The 13,051-nt window shown below is 62.8% G+C and carries 15 protein-coding genes; 7 read left to right on the forward strand and 8 right to left on the reverse strand.

Annotated elements, in window-relative coordinates; genetic code table 11:
- The first annotated feature begins 22 nt into the window (after window positions 1–22).
- Entirely contained in the window at window positions 23–1,126 is a 1,104-nt protein-coding gene (locus EB230_RS21985; protein ID WP_172373949.1) for an NADH:flavin oxidoreductase/NADH oxidase, read from the forward strand.
- A gap of 29 nt (window positions 1,127–1,155) precedes the next feature.
- Here EB230_RS21985 and EB230_RS21990 read toward each other — a convergent pair whose 3' ends face one another.
- The 6 genes from EB230_RS21990 to EB230_RS22015 all read right to left on the reverse strand — a co-directional run bounded on the left by EB230_RS21990 (window position 1,156) and on the right by EB230_RS22015 (window position 7,794).
- Window positions 1,156–2,325 carry an iron-containing alcohol dehydrogenase gene (locus EB230_RS21990; RefSeq protein WP_172373950.1) on the reverse strand — a complete coding sequence of 390 codons (1,170 nt, stop codon included), beginning with the start codon at window positions 2,323–2,325 and terminating at the stop codon, window positions 1,156–1,158.
- 40 nt (window positions 2,326–2,365) lie between these two features.
- A complete protein-coding gene (locus tag EB230_RS21995; protein ID WP_172373951.1) occupies window positions 2,366–3,196 on the reverse strand; it encodes an ABC transporter permease in 831 nt (276 codons plus the stop codon).
- Complete coding sequence (locus EB230_RS22000) at window positions 3,193–4,071, reverse strand: ABC transporter permease (protein ID WP_172373952.1); 879 nt, start codon at window positions 4,069–4,071, stop codon at window positions 3,193–3,195. Before EB230_RS22000 ends, EB230_RS21995 begins: the two co-directional genes overlap by 4 nt.
- 3 nt (window positions 4,072–4,074) lie before the next feature.
- A complete protein-coding gene (locus EB230_RS22005) occupies window positions 4,075–5,184 on the reverse strand; it encodes an ABC transporter ATP-binding protein (protein WP_172373953.1) in 1,110 nt (369 codons plus the stop codon).
- 84 nt (window positions 5,185–5,268) lie between these two features.
- Window positions 5,269–6,408 carry a PotD/PotF family extracellular solute-binding protein gene (locus tag EB230_RS22010; protein ID WP_056566635.1) on the reverse strand — a complete coding sequence of 380 codons (1,140 nt, stop codon included), beginning with the start codon at window positions 6,406–6,408 and terminating at the stop codon, window positions 5,269–5,271.
- 42 nt (window positions 6,409–6,450) lie between these two features.
- Complete coding sequence (locus EB230_RS22015) at window positions 6,451–7,794, reverse strand: glutamine synthetase (RefSeq protein ID WP_065005070.1); 1,344 nt, start codon at window positions 7,792–7,794, stop codon at window positions 6,451–6,453.
- Window positions 7,795–7,931: 137 nt separating this feature from the next.
- Between EB230_RS22015 and EB230_RS22020 the strand changes: the two genes are divergently transcribed.
- The 4 genes from EB230_RS22020 (at window position 7,932) to EB230_RS22035 (ending at window position 9,718) form a co-directional block, all read left to right on the forward strand.
- The gene (locus tag EB230_RS22020) at window positions 7,932–8,723 is read left to right on the forward strand and encodes a helix-turn-helix transcriptional regulator (protein WP_065005069.1); all 792 of its coding nucleotides are present in this window, start codon (window positions 7,932–7,934) and stop codon (window positions 8,721–8,723) included.
- 182 nt (window positions 8,724–8,905) lie between these two features.
- Window positions 8,906–9,076 carry a hypothetical protein gene (locus EB230_RS22025; RefSeq protein ID WP_172373954.1) on the forward strand — a complete coding sequence of 57 codons (171 nt, stop codon included), beginning with the start codon at window positions 8,906–8,908 and terminating at the stop codon, window positions 9,074–9,076.
- A 94-nt stretch (window positions 9,077–9,170) separates the two neighbouring features.
- Window positions 9,171–9,449 carry a DUF982 domain-containing protein gene (locus EB230_RS22030; protein ID WP_172350726.1) on the forward strand — a complete coding sequence of 93 codons (279 nt, stop codon included), beginning with the start codon at window positions 9,171–9,173 and terminating at the stop codon, window positions 9,447–9,449.
- Between the two features lie 29 nt (window positions 9,450–9,478).
- Window positions 9,479–9,718, forward strand: coding sequence for a DUF2188 domain-containing protein (locus EB230_RS22035; protein ID WP_019857848.1), 240 nt, complete (start codon window positions 9,479–9,481; stop codon window positions 9,716–9,718).
- 102 nt (window positions 9,719–9,820) lie between these two features.
- Here the strand turns inward: EB230_RS22035 and EB230_RS22040 are convergent, their stop codons facing one another.
- Window positions 9,821–10,105, reverse strand: a complete 285-nt coding sequence (locus EB230_RS22040; RefSeq protein WP_056566644.1) for a hypothetical protein — start codon at window positions 10,103–10,105, stop codon at window positions 9,821–9,823.
- Window positions 10,106–10,158: 53 nt separating this feature from the next.
- A complete protein-coding gene (locus tag EB230_RS22045) occupies window positions 10,159–11,163 on the reverse strand; it encodes an alpha/beta fold hydrolase (protein WP_172373955.1) in 1,005 nt (334 codons plus the stop codon).
- Window positions 11,164–11,326: 163 nt separating this feature from the next.
- Here EB230_RS22045 and EB230_RS22050 point away from each other — a divergent pair, with 163 nt between their 5' ends.
- Together EB230_RS22050 and EB230_RS22055 are read left to right on the forward strand one after the other, a co-directional pair.
- On the forward strand, window positions 11,327–12,070 hold the full coding sequence (locus EB230_RS22050) for a competence/damage-inducible protein A (RefSeq protein ID WP_172373956.1): 744 nt from the start codon (window positions 11,327–11,329) through the stop codon (window positions 12,068–12,070).
- 142 nt (window positions 12,071–12,212) lie between these two features.
- Window positions 12,213–13,046, forward strand: coding sequence for a universal stress protein (locus tag EB230_RS22055; RefSeq protein ID WP_056566653.1), 834 nt, complete (start codon window positions 12,213–12,215; stop codon window positions 13,044–13,046).
- The last annotated feature ends 5 nt before the right edge of the window (window positions 13,047–13,051 follow it).

A 13,051-nucleotide genomic window follows, 5' to 3' on the forward strand; every position in this document is an offset into this window, starting at 1 on the left:
ACCCCTCCCGGAGCCCCTTTTCATGACAACATCGCTTTTCCAGCCGATCACGCTCGACGGCCTCGCCTTCCCCAACCGTATCGCTGTCGCTCCGATGTGCCAGTATTCCGCCGAGGACGGCTGCGCCAGCGACTGGCATCTTTACCATTGGATGAACCTGGCCATGTCGGGCGCTGGCATGGTCACGGTGGAGATGACCGATGTCGAGCGGCGCGGGCGCATTTCGCATGGCTGCCTGGGTCTCTATTCCGACGACAATGAAGCCGCCGCCCGTCGTGCCCTGGACGCCGCAAGGCGCGTGGCCGCCCCAGGCACGAAATTCGGCACGCAGCTGGCGCATGCGGGCCGCAAGGCCTCGAACCGCAAGCCTTGGGAGGGCGGCGGGCCGCTGCAGCCAAACGAGGATCCGTGGCAGACCGTCTCGGCCTCGGCCATCGCCTATGACACCGGTTGGAATGTGCCGCGCGCGCTGGATGAGGAAGAGATCCTGCAGCTCATCGAACGATTCGCTCAAGCCGCAAGGCGGGCCGAACGCGCCGGCTTCGACTTCATCGAACTGCATGCCGCGCATGGCTACCTGATCTTCCAGTTCCTCTCGCCATTGTCCAATCAACGCACCGACCGCTGGGGCGGTTCGCTGGAAAACCGGATGCGCCTTGTCGTCGAAATCGCCAGGGCGGTGAAGAAAGCGGTGCCGAAGCTGATGCTCGGCGCGCGGCTGTCGGTGAAGGACTGGGTCGATGGCGGCTTCGAAGTCGAGGATGCGATCGAGGTGGCGAAGGCACTGAAGGCGGAGGGCGTCGCCTATCTCTGCTGTTCCAGTGGCGGCAATTCGCCCTTGCAGAAATTGCCCACCGGCCCCGGTTACCAGGTGCATCTGGCGGAAGCCGTGCGCAAGGGTGCCGGCATCCCGACCCGCGCGGTCGGGCTGATCGACGATCCCAAACAGGCCGAGGCAATTCTCGCCGAGGGCCGCGCCGACATGGTGGCCCTGGCGCGCGCCTTCCTTGCCGATCCGCGCTGGGGATGGCGTGCGGCCGCCACATTCAGCGAAAAGATCCATCCGGCACCGCAGCTCGCCCGCTCGGTGACGACGATGGAACACTGGATGAAGGCGGCCGGCTGACTTGCCTTTTGCCGACAGTGCCTTGCGGATTAGCCTGATATGGCGGCCCGCAGGATGGCTCGCAGTTTATCGCGGTCAAGCTTGATCGGGTTGCCGCCGGCACAAGGGTCGCTCTCGCCCATCATGGAGACGCGTTCCTCGTCGATGTCGGTCAGCCCGATCCCCGGCAGCGTGGCGGGGATGTTCAATCGGACCCGCAGTTCGATGATCCAGTCCAAGACCGCGCGAGAATCGTGCGTCGGAAGGTCGAGGACGCGCGCAAGCAGGCCGAGCTTCTCTTCCACCACCGGGGCGTTGGATTCGACGACATAGGGCATCAGCACGGCGTTGAGCAGGCCGTGATGGGTATCATGGAGGGCTCCGAGCGGATGGGCGAGCGCATGGATCGCGCCGAGGCCCTTCTGCAGGGCCACGCAGCCCATGCCGGACGCGATCAGCATCTGCGCACGGGCTTCGATGTTCTGCCCATCCTCCACGGCGACCGGAAGCCAGGTCTTGATCAGCCTCAGGGCATTGAGCGCGATGCCTTCGGCCATGGGGTGATAGCTCGGCGCGCAATAGGCTTCCAGCGCATGCGAGAGCGCGTCCATGCCGGTGGCCGCCGTGATATGGGCGGGCAGTCCGGTGGTCAGCTCCGGGTCCATGAGCACCACATCCGGCATCATGCGCGGATGGAAGACGATGACCTTGCGCTTCTCGGCCTCGTTGGTAATGACCGAGGCGCGGCCGAGCTCGGAGCCAGTACCGGCGGTCGTCGGTATGGCGATAACAGGAACGAGGTGGGACGTGTCGGCACGCTTCCAGTTGTCGCCGATATCCTCGAGATCCCACATCGGGATGGATTGCGTCGCCATCAGCGCGATCGCCTTGGCGGCATCGAGCGCGCTGCCGCCGCCGATGGCGACGACGAGATCGTGCTGGCCCTGCTTCAGAATCGCCACGCCGTCGGCGACATTGCCGCCGGTCGGGTTTGGCTTGACGTTGTGGAAGAAGCCGGCATCCAACCCGCTCGCCTTGAGCACCTCGAGCGTGCGCTGCACCGGAAAGAGGGCCTTCAGGCCATCATCGGTGACGACCAGCGGCCGCCTCGCGCCGAGTTCGCGAACGATGCCGGCAAGTTCCGAGATCCGACCATTGCCGAAGCGCACTGAGGTCGGGAAGCTCCAGTTGCCGGAAACGGCCGGGGTGAAAGCGGTCATGGGATCATTACCTTGAATTGGCTTGGGAATTGGCTTGAGGTCAGGCTGTCGCCAGCTTCTGTCGTTTGAGCGCCCGGCGTCGCAGGAAGTCGACCAGGAAAACCAGGATCAGGGCCGGGATGAAGTTGAGCGTGGCGAGCGCCGGATAGATCGGCGAGGAGCCGACGGCGATGCCGCTGTAGACGAAGATCGGCAGCGTGCGCGCCGTGCCTGCCAGCGAATAGGAGACGTAGAAATTTCCCCAGGAAAGGAGAAAGGCGAAGGTCGCGGCGGAGAGAATGCCGGGCCACAACAGCGGGAAAGTGATTTCGCGGAAGACTTCCAAGCCGGTGGCGCCGGCATCGCGCGCGGCATCCTCCAGCGTTTCGTCGAAGCCGTAGACCTGCACGGCCACGATCACCAGCGCGAAGGGTGTGATGTAGACGATGTGGCCGATGATCACCGTCGCCAGCCCGGTCGAAAAGCCCAGCCAGTTGCCGAGCACCGAAAACCACAACAGCATCACCACGCCGAGCAGCAGTTGCGGGAACAGCAACGGCAGGAAGCTGACGGCTCGGAAGACGTTCTGGAAGCGGAAGCGATAGCGGATCCACGCCACCGCGCCGGCCGAGCCGAGCACAGTGGCAAAGACCGTCGAGACCGCCGCGACGATCGCGGAATTCGCGACCGCCGGCAGGAAGTCGGGCTTGCGGAACAATTCGCCATACCATTCGAGCGAGAAACCTTCGATCGGGAAGGTCAGCACGCGGCTGTCGGTGAAGGAAAACACCACCAGCGTGAGGATCGGCACGTAGAAGAACAGGATCAGCAGAGCCATGGTGCCGACGAGGAAAACGTCGACAACCCTGTCCTTCAGGCGTTCCGGGATCATCGGACAGACCTTTCGTGGTTGGCCGACCCGCGCATCAGGATAAAGGCGGCGAGCGACAGCGACAGGGCGCCGATGACGATCAGCACCAGCGTCAGCGCCGCACCGAGCGGCCAGTTGACCCGCGTCTCGAAGCTTTGGCGGATCAGCTCGGAAGCCAGCGGCGCGGTGCCGCCGCCGAGCACCTTCGGTTCGAGGAAGGCGCCGAGGCTGAGCACAAAGACCAGCACGGCGCCGCAATAGAGCCCGGGACGGGCAAGCGGCAGCGTCACCTCGAAGAATGCGCGCAGCCGCGATGCGCCGGAATCATAGGCGGCCAGCACCAGGTCTCGGTCGATGCGTGCCAGCGACAAATAGATGGTGAACATCGGATAGACGACGAGGCCATAGACCATGCCGATCATCGTGCCGGTCGGCGTGAACAGGAGATTGAGCGCTTCCGGGCCGAGGCCGAGATGCGCCAGCAGCCAGTTGGCGACGCCGCTCTTGTCGAGCACGAGGATCCAGCCGAAGGTTTTCAGCACCGCGTCGGTCAGGAAGGCGAAGATGATCAGGATCTGGATCTGCGCATTATAGGCCCTGAGCCGCGTCGCCAGCGCATAGGCGGCGGGAAAGGCGATGAGCACGCAGACGACCACGCACACCAAGGCCATGGCGACGGTTCGCGCCATGATGGTCCAGTAATGCGGTTTGGAGAACACTTCGGTCCAGACCTTGAGGTCCCAGGTCCAGGACAGGCGATAGAACTGCGTCGTCTGAAACGACAGCACCACCGTCATGAGCAACGGAATGATGAAGAACAGCAGCATCACGACCGCGAGCGGCGCCACCGCCGCCACGAGAACCGGATCACCCCAGTGCTTGCTATCGGTCCGCACGGCTCACTCCGAGAGCAGGAAGCTGCGGGTCGGATGAAAGCCGATCCTGACGCTGTCGGAGACCTTGGCCGGCAGATCGAGCGAGCCCGCGAGATCCATGACCACGGCCTTCTCCAGGCCGGGCACCCGCACGCGATACTGCGTCGACGAACCCTTGATGAAATACTCCTCGACGGTGCCGTTCAGCACCCATTCGCCGGGTTCAGCCGCGCCGGTGACGAAACGGATGGTTTCGGGACGAACCAGCAGGGCTGTCGGCCCGCTGCCCAGGAAGAGAGAAATCTGCTCCCCGGCGATCACGGCTGCGTTGTCACCGACCAGCGGCGAAGTAACCTTTGCGTCGCCGCCGTCGCGCGAGACGGCCACCGGCAAGAAATTGGTTTCGCCGATGAAGCCGGCGACGAACATGTTGGCCGGACGGTAGTAGATATCCGACGGCGTGCCCAGTTGCACGACCTCGCCGGCGCGCATGACGCAGATACGGTCGGCAAGCATCATGGCTTCTTCCAAATCGTGGGTAACGAGGACGAAGCTGGTGCCGAGTTCGCGATGCAGTTTCTTCAGCTCGGCCTGCAGCGATTTCTTCAGCTTCGCGTCGAGCGCGCTCATCGGCTCGTCGAGCAGAAGCACGCTCGGGCGCGAGATCAGAGCGCGGGCGAGCGCGACGCGCTGCTGTTCGCCGCCGGAAAGCTGGACGGGATAGCGTGTCAGATACTCGCGCTTAAGGTGCATGAGGTCGAGCATGGCTGATATGCGCTGGTCCATCTCGGCCTTCGCCACCTTCTGCAGCTTGAGTGGAAAGCCGATATTGTCCGACACGGTCTTGTGCGGAAACAGCGCCAGCTTCTGGAAGACCATGCGCGTCGGCCGCTTCGCGGCCGGCACGCCCTGCATGTTCTGGCCCTGGATTTCCAGCACGCCGGCGGTCGGGTCCTCGAAACCGGCAAGGATCTTCAGCAGCGTGGTCTTGCCGCAACCGGAAGGGCCGACAAGCGCCATGAATTCGCCCGCGCCGATGTCGAGGGACACGCCATGCAAGGCTCGCATGGAGCCGTAGTCCTTGACGATGCCAGACGCATTGATGATTGGCGCATTGATGATTGCGGTTGTCAAAACTCGCCCGCCCTGAATGTGGGTGAAAATATATGATGGAGCCCGCGCGCCGGAACGCGCGGGCTTCAATTCAATAAATGACGTTCAACGCGCGGCCAGTTCTTCCTGCCAGATCGCCAGCATGTCGTCGATGTTCGGCGCGACGGTGTGGAAGTGGCTGTTGTCCCAGGCCGTCCACATATAATCCATCTGCAGCGCCTTCTTCTCGGCGTCCGAGAACAGCGCTTCCGTCTTGGCGTTCGGAACGAGATTGCAGGTCGCCTCGGTGATCGACAACTGCTTGGCCACCTCCGGCGAGACGATGTATTTCAGGAAGTCGGCGGCGACCTTGGAGTCGCGGTCGTTTGCGATCAGGCCCGTAGCCTCCATCCAGATGATGCCCTGCTTGAGGCCATTCCTCGGCTCGGGCACGATCGACTGGATGTAGTCGTGGCCCTTCATGCGCAGCGACGAGGTGGCGTAGGTGCCGCCGCCGATCAGCGCCCGGAACGAGCCATCGATCAGGCCTTTCTGGGCGATCGCCAGGTCGGCGACAATGGCACGGGTGTTCTTGAAGGCTGCACGCAGCACCTTGCGCACTTCGTCGAGTGCTGCCTGGTCGAGTTCGACATAGGGATTGACGCCGGCGTAAAGGGCCAGCGGCATGATCGGCCAATCGCCCCAGTCCAGCAGGCAGATCTTGTCCTTGTAGGCGGCGTCGAAAACCGGCGCGTAGCTCGACCAGGTCTCGAGCTTGTCGAACTTGGTGTTGACCGTCGGTCCGACCCAGCCCCAGCGGGTCGGCAAGCCTGTTGCCTTGCCTTCGAATTGCAGGGGCGTGAAGGGCGCACGGAACTGCGGGTAGAACTCGGCGTATTGGTCGGCGAAATCCTTGTCGTCGATGTAGCGGCAGATGCCCGCCGGCCCCATGCGCGCGATCCAGGGACTGTCTGATGAAACGAGGTCGAAATCCTTCGATGCACCGGCGGCGAGCTTGGCGAAGCCGCCCGCGGAGTCGGTGATCAGGTCGACGGAAATGGAGACGTCCTTCTGCTTCTGGAACGGGTCCAGGATTGACGGCGCGTTGTAGCCTTCCCAGCACATGTAGTTGAGGCTTTCGGCGGCGGATGCGTCCTTCGGCATGCCGAGGATGCCGGCGCCCGCGACCGCAAGCCCGAGGCCGCCCATGCCCTTCAGCACCGCGCGGCGATCGACGCCCCCGGTGCCTGATGTTCCCTTTTTCATTTGCCTGTTCCCTTCCTTTGTTATCAGCCCAAAAACTCCCGGTCAGACGATGCCGAGGTACCGCCTGATCTCCCATTCGCTTACCTGCTTCTGGTACTCGCCATACTCAAAGCGTCGTCCGGTCACGAAGCTGTCGATGAAGTCCTCGCCGAAGATCTCGCGGGCGACTGTGCTTGCGTTGAGCCGCTCCGCCGCCTGACCGAGATCCGACGGGAAGACGGCCTCCAGCGAAGGGGTCGCGGCATAGAAATTCTCGCCGCTGCCGCCCGGCGGCTCGATCTCGTTGCGGATGCCGTGAAGGCCAGCGCCGATGCAGAGCGCCAGCGCCAGATAGGGATTGGCGTCGGCCGAGGGCACGCGAAACTCGACGCGGGTGGATTCGGGCTCGTCATTGATGACGCGCACCGCCGCCGTGCGGTTCTGGACACCCCAATTGGCCGAGGTCGGCGCCCAGGCGCCGGGCACCAGCCGCTTGTAGGCGTTGACTGTTTGGGCGCACATGGCCAGCAGTTCCGGCATAAGCCCGACCAGGCCGCCGATGAAATGACGCCCGAGCCTGCTGATGCCATCCTGCGCGCCGGGATCGGCGAACACCGCATTGCCCTGCCGGTCGCGCATGGAGACATGCAGGTGGCCGGACTGGCCTGGCAGCGCCGGCGAAAGCTTCGACATGAAGCCGGCGGTCAGGCCGTTGCGGGAGAAATAGGCCTTGGCGAAATTCTTGAACAGCGCCGCGTCGTCCGGGGATTTCAAGCCCTTGGCATAAGTGAGCGGTGCTTCAAAACATCCCGGCCCGAGTTCGGTGTGGATGGCGTCGAGGCCGATCCCCATAGTCGTCATCGTATCGTGCAGGCCCTGCAGCAGGTCGCCATGGATGGCCGATGTCTGCAGCGAATAGGTGCGGTTGCCCTGCGCGAAATAGGTGAGGTCGCGATAGCCCTTGGCGCGTAGGCTTTCGGGCGTCTCGTCGAACAGGAAGAACTCGTATTCGAATGCCGAGAACACGTCGAAGCCAAGTTCAGCGGCATCCCCTATCAGCCTTTGGCAAAGATTGCGCGGCGAACGCTTGCCGAAATCGCCCGAGAAATCGGCGATGCAGAGCGCGGCATCCTCCGCGAACGGATATTTGCGCAGGCTCGCGGCATCGAGGAATGCCGGCCGGTCGATGAAAGCGCCGTCGATGAAGGTTTTCTCGGCGATATCCCAGAAATAGAGGACCTCGCAGAACGGATAGCCCTTGGCGGCCAGCTTGACTGCCTTGTCGACGGAGACCAGCTTGTCGCGAAATTCGCCGGCTGGGTCCATCATGCCGATGTGCACGGCCCTGGCGCCAAGCTTTTCAACACCAGACGCGAAGGCCGCACCGGCTTCATTGACTGTCGACATATATGCCCGCCTCGATATTTTCATCCCGAGGCTAGGGTTGACCTTCACGCAACTGAATATCCCGATAGGGATAGACGAGACGAAAATTAGGGCAGCCCCGAACGGGCTCCAGAAGCCCGGCCAGAGGACAAAAGATCGTGGTGATTGCAGGCTTTGCGCCGTGGAACCGGAAGATCGCTGCGGCGATCCAGGAGGTCGGCACGCCGGACTTCCCGCAGCGTATCGAAGAGGCGCTGAAGGCGGTCATCGACCTCGATATCGTGATGATCTTCGCCTATTCCGGCACGGAAAAGCCGATCTGCCTCTACCACAATATCGATCCCGTACGCGCGGCGACCGTGATCACCGCCTATGCAAACGGACCTTATCTGCTCGATCCCTTCTACCGCGCGGCGACGGACCCGAAGGCCGTCGGGGTCAGGCAACTGAGAAGAATGGCGCCGGACCAGTTCTACAGTTCGGAGTATTTCCGCCAGCATTACGGCCTGACAAAAATTCGCGACGAGGTCGGCATCGTCTGCCGGCCGGCGGGGAGCGCGGCCATCGTCATCAGTTTCACCCGCCCGATGGAATCACCCGCGTTCGGACGGCGCGATCTCAAGGCTATCCATGATGCCGAACCGGTGATCCGGCTTTTGATCGAACGGAACTGGAGCAACGCTCGCCTCAGTCCGAGGGGAACCGATGGCGAACCGGTCGATCCGATAAATGCGACCCTGAACCGGATGACAGGCGGCGTGCTGACACCGCGCGAGATCGAGATCACCTCGCTGATCCTGCGTGGACATTCGAGCGCGGCTATCGCCGATGCGCTGAACATCGCCGAGGGGACGGTTAAGATCCACCGCAAGAATATTCACCAGAAGCTTGATATCTCCAGCCAATCCGAACTGTTCTCGATGTTTATCTTTCATCTTTCGAAGCAATAACGCGCAATGGCGCTGAGTAGCGCTTGCGGCGAGCGTTGAGACAGGCCGCGCCAGCCACCGCGCGTCAAAGATGGGCGGCATGCGATCCGGCTGGCGTTGAAAAGGCTCGGGTTTGCTTGCTTTGCCGCGGGAGGGGCCACAGCCCGGCTGGTTGCGCAACGATTGCGGCTACTGAGACGCCGATGCATGTCACCAAAAAAATCCGTTTTTTTGGAAATGATCTCGGGTGTGTTGATATTCAGGTGATGCCGGCCCGCGAACGGCAATTTTCTGCGCTTCCGGTGCTTACGTTACCCAAACGCACGCTGCGTGCTGGTTCTCGAAGCCACCATCCCCGGCTCGGCCTGACCTGAATACATCCTAAAGCACGTCGCGAACGCGACGCGACTTTTGGGCGCAGGCTGAAAGCCACTTTTGCAACCAAATTGGCTGCTTTGCGTTGCGGCCATGATGGACAACAAACCCTTTGAAACTCCGGTCGTGGTCGAACTCGGCCATGTCGGCAAGTATCGCCATATCCGCAGCACCCAGGAAGCGGCGGAGTGTCTGATGACGGTGTGGCCGCTTAATCGCGGCCCGCGTCATCGTGATGCCCTCGACACTTGCCTCAAAGTGCTGGAAGGTTATCGTTCGACAGCGGATGCGCGACGGGCATTGATCGAGGCCGCCAGGGAATCTGAAGTGCTGGTGCCCGAAGACAAGCTGTCCGACGACCGGCTGCATTGAGCAGGCGGACCTTTCAACCGGAGGTTTTGATGGCGAAGCTGACTTACAAGATCGTCGAACATGACGGCGGCTGGGCCTACAAGGTCGGTTCGACCTTCTCGGAGACATTCCCCACCCATCAGGACGCACTGCGCGCCGCCGAGATCGCTTCGGCCGAGCAGCAGGTGGCAGGCGCGACGGACGGCATCCAGTATGAGGATGCCGACGGCAAATGGCACGAGGAACTGGCTGACGGCCGCGACCGGCCGCAGACCGAGGTGTCAGACTAGATTTTCCGAAGAAGAGAGCTTGCCTGCGGGGAAAAGGCAGGGCGCCGACCGCGGACGCCAGGAGAGACGGCGTCCTACGGTCGACGGCTGCCCAGCGGCCGACTATTTGCCGCAGTACTGGTCGTTCACGTTGCCCTGGGCATTCGCGTCAGGCCCGGCCGTGTTGTAGGCACAGGGGCCGACCGGGCCCGAACTGCCAAGGGTGTCCAGCCCGGAGCGGTCGCCATTGATGCTTCCGGTCGTGTTCTGGTCAACGCCTGAAGAGTATTCGTTGGCGAACGGCCACCAGTCGTGATGATTGGAATATGCGCCGTCGGATGACTGGGCCATCGCCGATGTGGCGAGGCCGATCGTCAGAACCGATGCTGCGAGAAGTTTCGTGTACATTGAATTACTCCGTGTCTTGGTCGCCTTGGGTGCGACACGGGTAAACCCGCCGGTCAGCCGGATGGTTCATTGAAATTGTCGTGAGGCTGAGGTGATGGAAACGCCCTGGCGCCGATCCGCTCGATGAAACCGATCACCCGCCTGGGCTCGACAAACTGCGGCATATGGCCAACGCCATCGACAGGTTCGAAATCGAGCCCCTCGATCCTGCCTCGCATGGGCTCGCCGTGGATGCGGATATCGATGACGCGGTCCGCGGTTCCGAAGAGGATGCCGGCGGGCATGGCAATCTCGTCATAGCGTTGTTCGATGCGACCGAGATCCTGTTCGATGGCCACGATATCGGCTGATGTCGCCTGGAAATTGCCTGGCCGCAGCCCGAGCCACCCGCCGCCGGCGACCATATAGTCCTCGGGAAAAGCCTGCGGCCCGAAGATGAACTCCATTGTCGGCCGCGCATAGCGCAGGCTCAGAGGTATCGCCACGGTATAGGCCATGACCCAGCGCAACAGGCGCGAGGGAATATAGAGCAGGTCAAATCGCTGGCGTGCCCGGGTTTCCAGATGCGTCAGCGGCGCCAGCAAGGCGATGCCCGAAATCGCCTCGGGATGTCCCACGGCCAGGGTCAGCGTGACGGCGCCACCCAGCGAGTGGCCGACCACCAGCGGCGTTTCCAGCCCCAGCCTTTCGATGAAGCGCCGCACCAAGGCCGCCTGTTCGGGCAACCGGCCCGTGGCGCCATTGGCGCGAACCGAATAGCCCGATCCCGGACGATCGAGCGCGATCAGCCGGTAGCCCGGGCCAAAATGCCCAAACAGCGTGTGCCGGAAGTGATGGAGTTGCGCACCAAGCCCGTGCAGGAAGACGATAGGCCTGCCCTCGCCCACATCGACATAGTGGATGCGGTTGCCGTCGATCTCGATGAATTTTCCGACCGGCGGCACCAGTCTCTGTGCCTTCGCCGCGATCCACAACGTTGCCAGCACCAGGCAGGCAATCCCCAGGGCCGCCAGCAGGAACAGCAGGGCCAGCAGCCAAGACAGGATCGATATCAGCATTGTTCACCCAATCAGAACCTGTTTGAGCTTAACCGCATCCGGTCACGCCGCAACCTTGCGTCGAAGCGGGCGCGTCCAGGCATGGATTGTTCCCCGCTCGGTTGGCATTGCCGACAGCCACGCGCCGCGCTATCTCAGGCGACCCGTCCTGCCGGAGCCCTCCATGACCGAAATCGTTACCGCCGCCATGCTCGTCATCGGCGATGAAATCCTGTCCGGCCGCACCAAGGACAAGAATATCGGCCACCTCGCCGATATCATGACGGCGATCGGCATCGACCTGAAGGAGGTGCGCATCGTTCCCGACGAGGAAGACGAGATCATAGCCGCCGTGAATGCCGTGCGCGCACGCTACACCTATGTGTTCACCACAGGCGGCATCGGCCCGACCCATGACGACATCACTGCCGATTCGATCGCCAAGGCGTTCGGTGTTCCCTGTGAATACGACGCCAAGGCCTATGCGATGCTGGAGGCGAGCTATGCCGCGCGCGGCATAGAATACACCGAGGCGCGCAAGCGCATGGCGCGAATGCCGCGCGGCGCCGACCATATCGACAACCCGGTTTCCGTGGCGCCCGGCTTTCGCATCGGCAACGTCCATGTCATGGCCGGCGTGCCCTCGATCTTCCAGGCCATGCTCGACAATGTCGTGCCGACGCTGAAGACCGGCACGAAGATGCTGTCGGCGACGGTGCACTGTCCGTTCGGCGAGGGCCTCGTTGGCGGCCCATTGGGAGAGATCCAGAAAGCGCATCCGGACACGATCATCGGCTCCTATCCAAAGTATGGCGACGGCAAGTTCTGGACCGAACTGGTGGTTCGCGCCCGCAGCCAGGAGGCGCTTGACGCCGGGCGCGCCGATGTCGAGGCGATGGTGGCGGGTTTCGCCGCCAAGGCGAGTTGATCGACCTCTGAAGCAGTTCACGCAATTCCTGTGGGAGAACCGCCTCACACTTTTCCTGGAATTGCTCCAGGCGGAACCAAGCGCGGCGCCGCGGCGTTTTCTTGCACGCGAGCTCCGAGGCTCGCCAGATTGAGGGATCACCATGCGCTTCAAGACCATCGTTGCCATTCTGCAGAACGAGCAGGACGCGGAGCGCGTGCTCGACTGCGCCATTCCGCTCGCCAGCCGCTTCCAGAGCCACCTGATCGGCATCCATGCCGAGGCGCTTCCGGTGCCTTACACCTCGGCAACCGGTTTTCCCGACACCGAGTTCCTGCAGGTATCGGCCGATATGAGTCGCGAACGCGCCGAAAAGCTTCAGGCGGTTTTTCTGAGGCAAATCGAGGATTCAGGCCTGTCCTTCGAATGGCGCAGCCTGGAGAGCTTCTCCGGCGACAGTGCCCTGACCGGCATTTCGAGCGTGCGCGCCGCCGACCTGATCATAGCGGCGCAGAGTGAAACCGGCAGCGACCCGAGCGCGGATGTGGGCACGCTGGTCTACGATGCCGGCCGACCGGTGCTGGTGGTGCCGCCGCAGGGGCCGTTGCTCACCACTTTCAAGCACGTGCTGCTTATCTGGAACGGCAGCAAGGAGGCGGCGCGCGCAGCCTTTGACGCATTGCCCTTCATCATCGAGGCCGAGAAGACCGAGATATTGATCATCGATCCTCCCGATACGCTCGATGACAGCCCGGAGGCCGCCGGAACCGAAATCGCTTCGTCCCTTTCACGTCATGGCGCCAGTGTTGGCGTCTGCGTACAGAAATCGGGGGGCATCCCGGTCGAGGACATGATCCAGACGAGGATCGTCGAGACCGGCGCAGATCTGCTCGTTCTTGGCGCCTACAGCCATTCGTGGCTGCGTCGGCTTCTGTTCGGCGGAGTGACACGCTCGGTGTTGCGCACCGCGCCGGTGGCGGCCTTCCTGTCGCGGTAAGTCCA

The organism is Mesorhizobium sp. NZP2234, assembly GCF_013170765.1.
GTDB lineage: Bacteria > Pseudomonadota > Alphaproteobacteria > Rhizobiales > Rhizobiaceae > Mesorhizobium > Mesorhizobium loti_D.

What these genes read in the sequence shown, in the direction of transcription:
- EB230_RS21985 (WP_172373949.1), top strand. Translation starts at nt 23, where the DNA reads ATGACAACATCGCTTTTCCAGCCGATCACGCTCGACGGCCTCGCCTTC.
- EB230_RS21990 (WP_172373950.1), bottom strand. Translation starts at nt 2,325, where the DNA reads ATGACCGCTTTCACCCCGGCCGTTTCCGGCAACTGGAGCTTCCCGACC.
- EB230_RS21995 (WP_172373951.1), bottom strand. Translation starts at nt 3,196, where the DNA reads ATGATCCCGGAACGCCTGAAGGACAGGGTTGTCGACGTTTTCCTCGTC.
- EB230_RS22010 (WP_056566635.1), bottom strand. Translation starts at nt 6,408, where the DNA reads ATGAAAAAGGGAACATCAGGCACCGGGGGCGTCGATCGCCGCGCGGTG.
- EB230_RS22015 (WP_065005070.1), bottom strand. Translation starts at nt 7,794, where the DNA reads ATGTCGACAGTCAATGAAGCCGGTGCGGCCTTCGCGTCTGGTGTTGAA.
- EB230_RS22025 (WP_172373954.1), top strand. Translation starts at nt 8,906, where the DNA reads ATGCATGTCACCAAAAAAATCCGTTTTTTTGGAAATGATCTCGGGTGT.
- EB230_RS22030 (WP_172350726.1), top strand. Translation starts at nt 9,171, where the DNA reads ATGATGGACAACAAACCCTTTGAAACTCCGGTCGTGGTCGAACTCGGC.
- EB230_RS22035 (WP_019857848.1), top strand. Translation starts at nt 9,479, where the DNA reads ATGGCGAAGCTGACTTACAAGATCGTCGAACATGACGGCGGCTGGGCC.
- EB230_RS22040 (WP_056566644.1), bottom strand. Translation starts at nt 10,105, where the DNA reads ATGTACACGAAACTTCTCGCAGCATCGGTTCTGACGATCGGCCTCGCC.
- EB230_RS22045 (WP_172373955.1), bottom strand. Translation starts at nt 11,163, where the DNA reads ATGCTGATATCGATCCTGTCTTGGCTGCTGGCCCTGCTGTTCCTGCTG.
- EB230_RS22050 (WP_172373956.1), top strand. Translation starts at nt 11,327, where the DNA reads ATGACCGAAATCGTTACCGCCGCCATGCTCGTCATCGGCGATGAAATC.
- EB230_RS22055 (WP_056566653.1), top strand. Translation starts at nt 12,213, where the DNA reads ATGCGCTTCAAGACCATCGTTGCCATTCTGCAGAACGAGCAGGACGCG.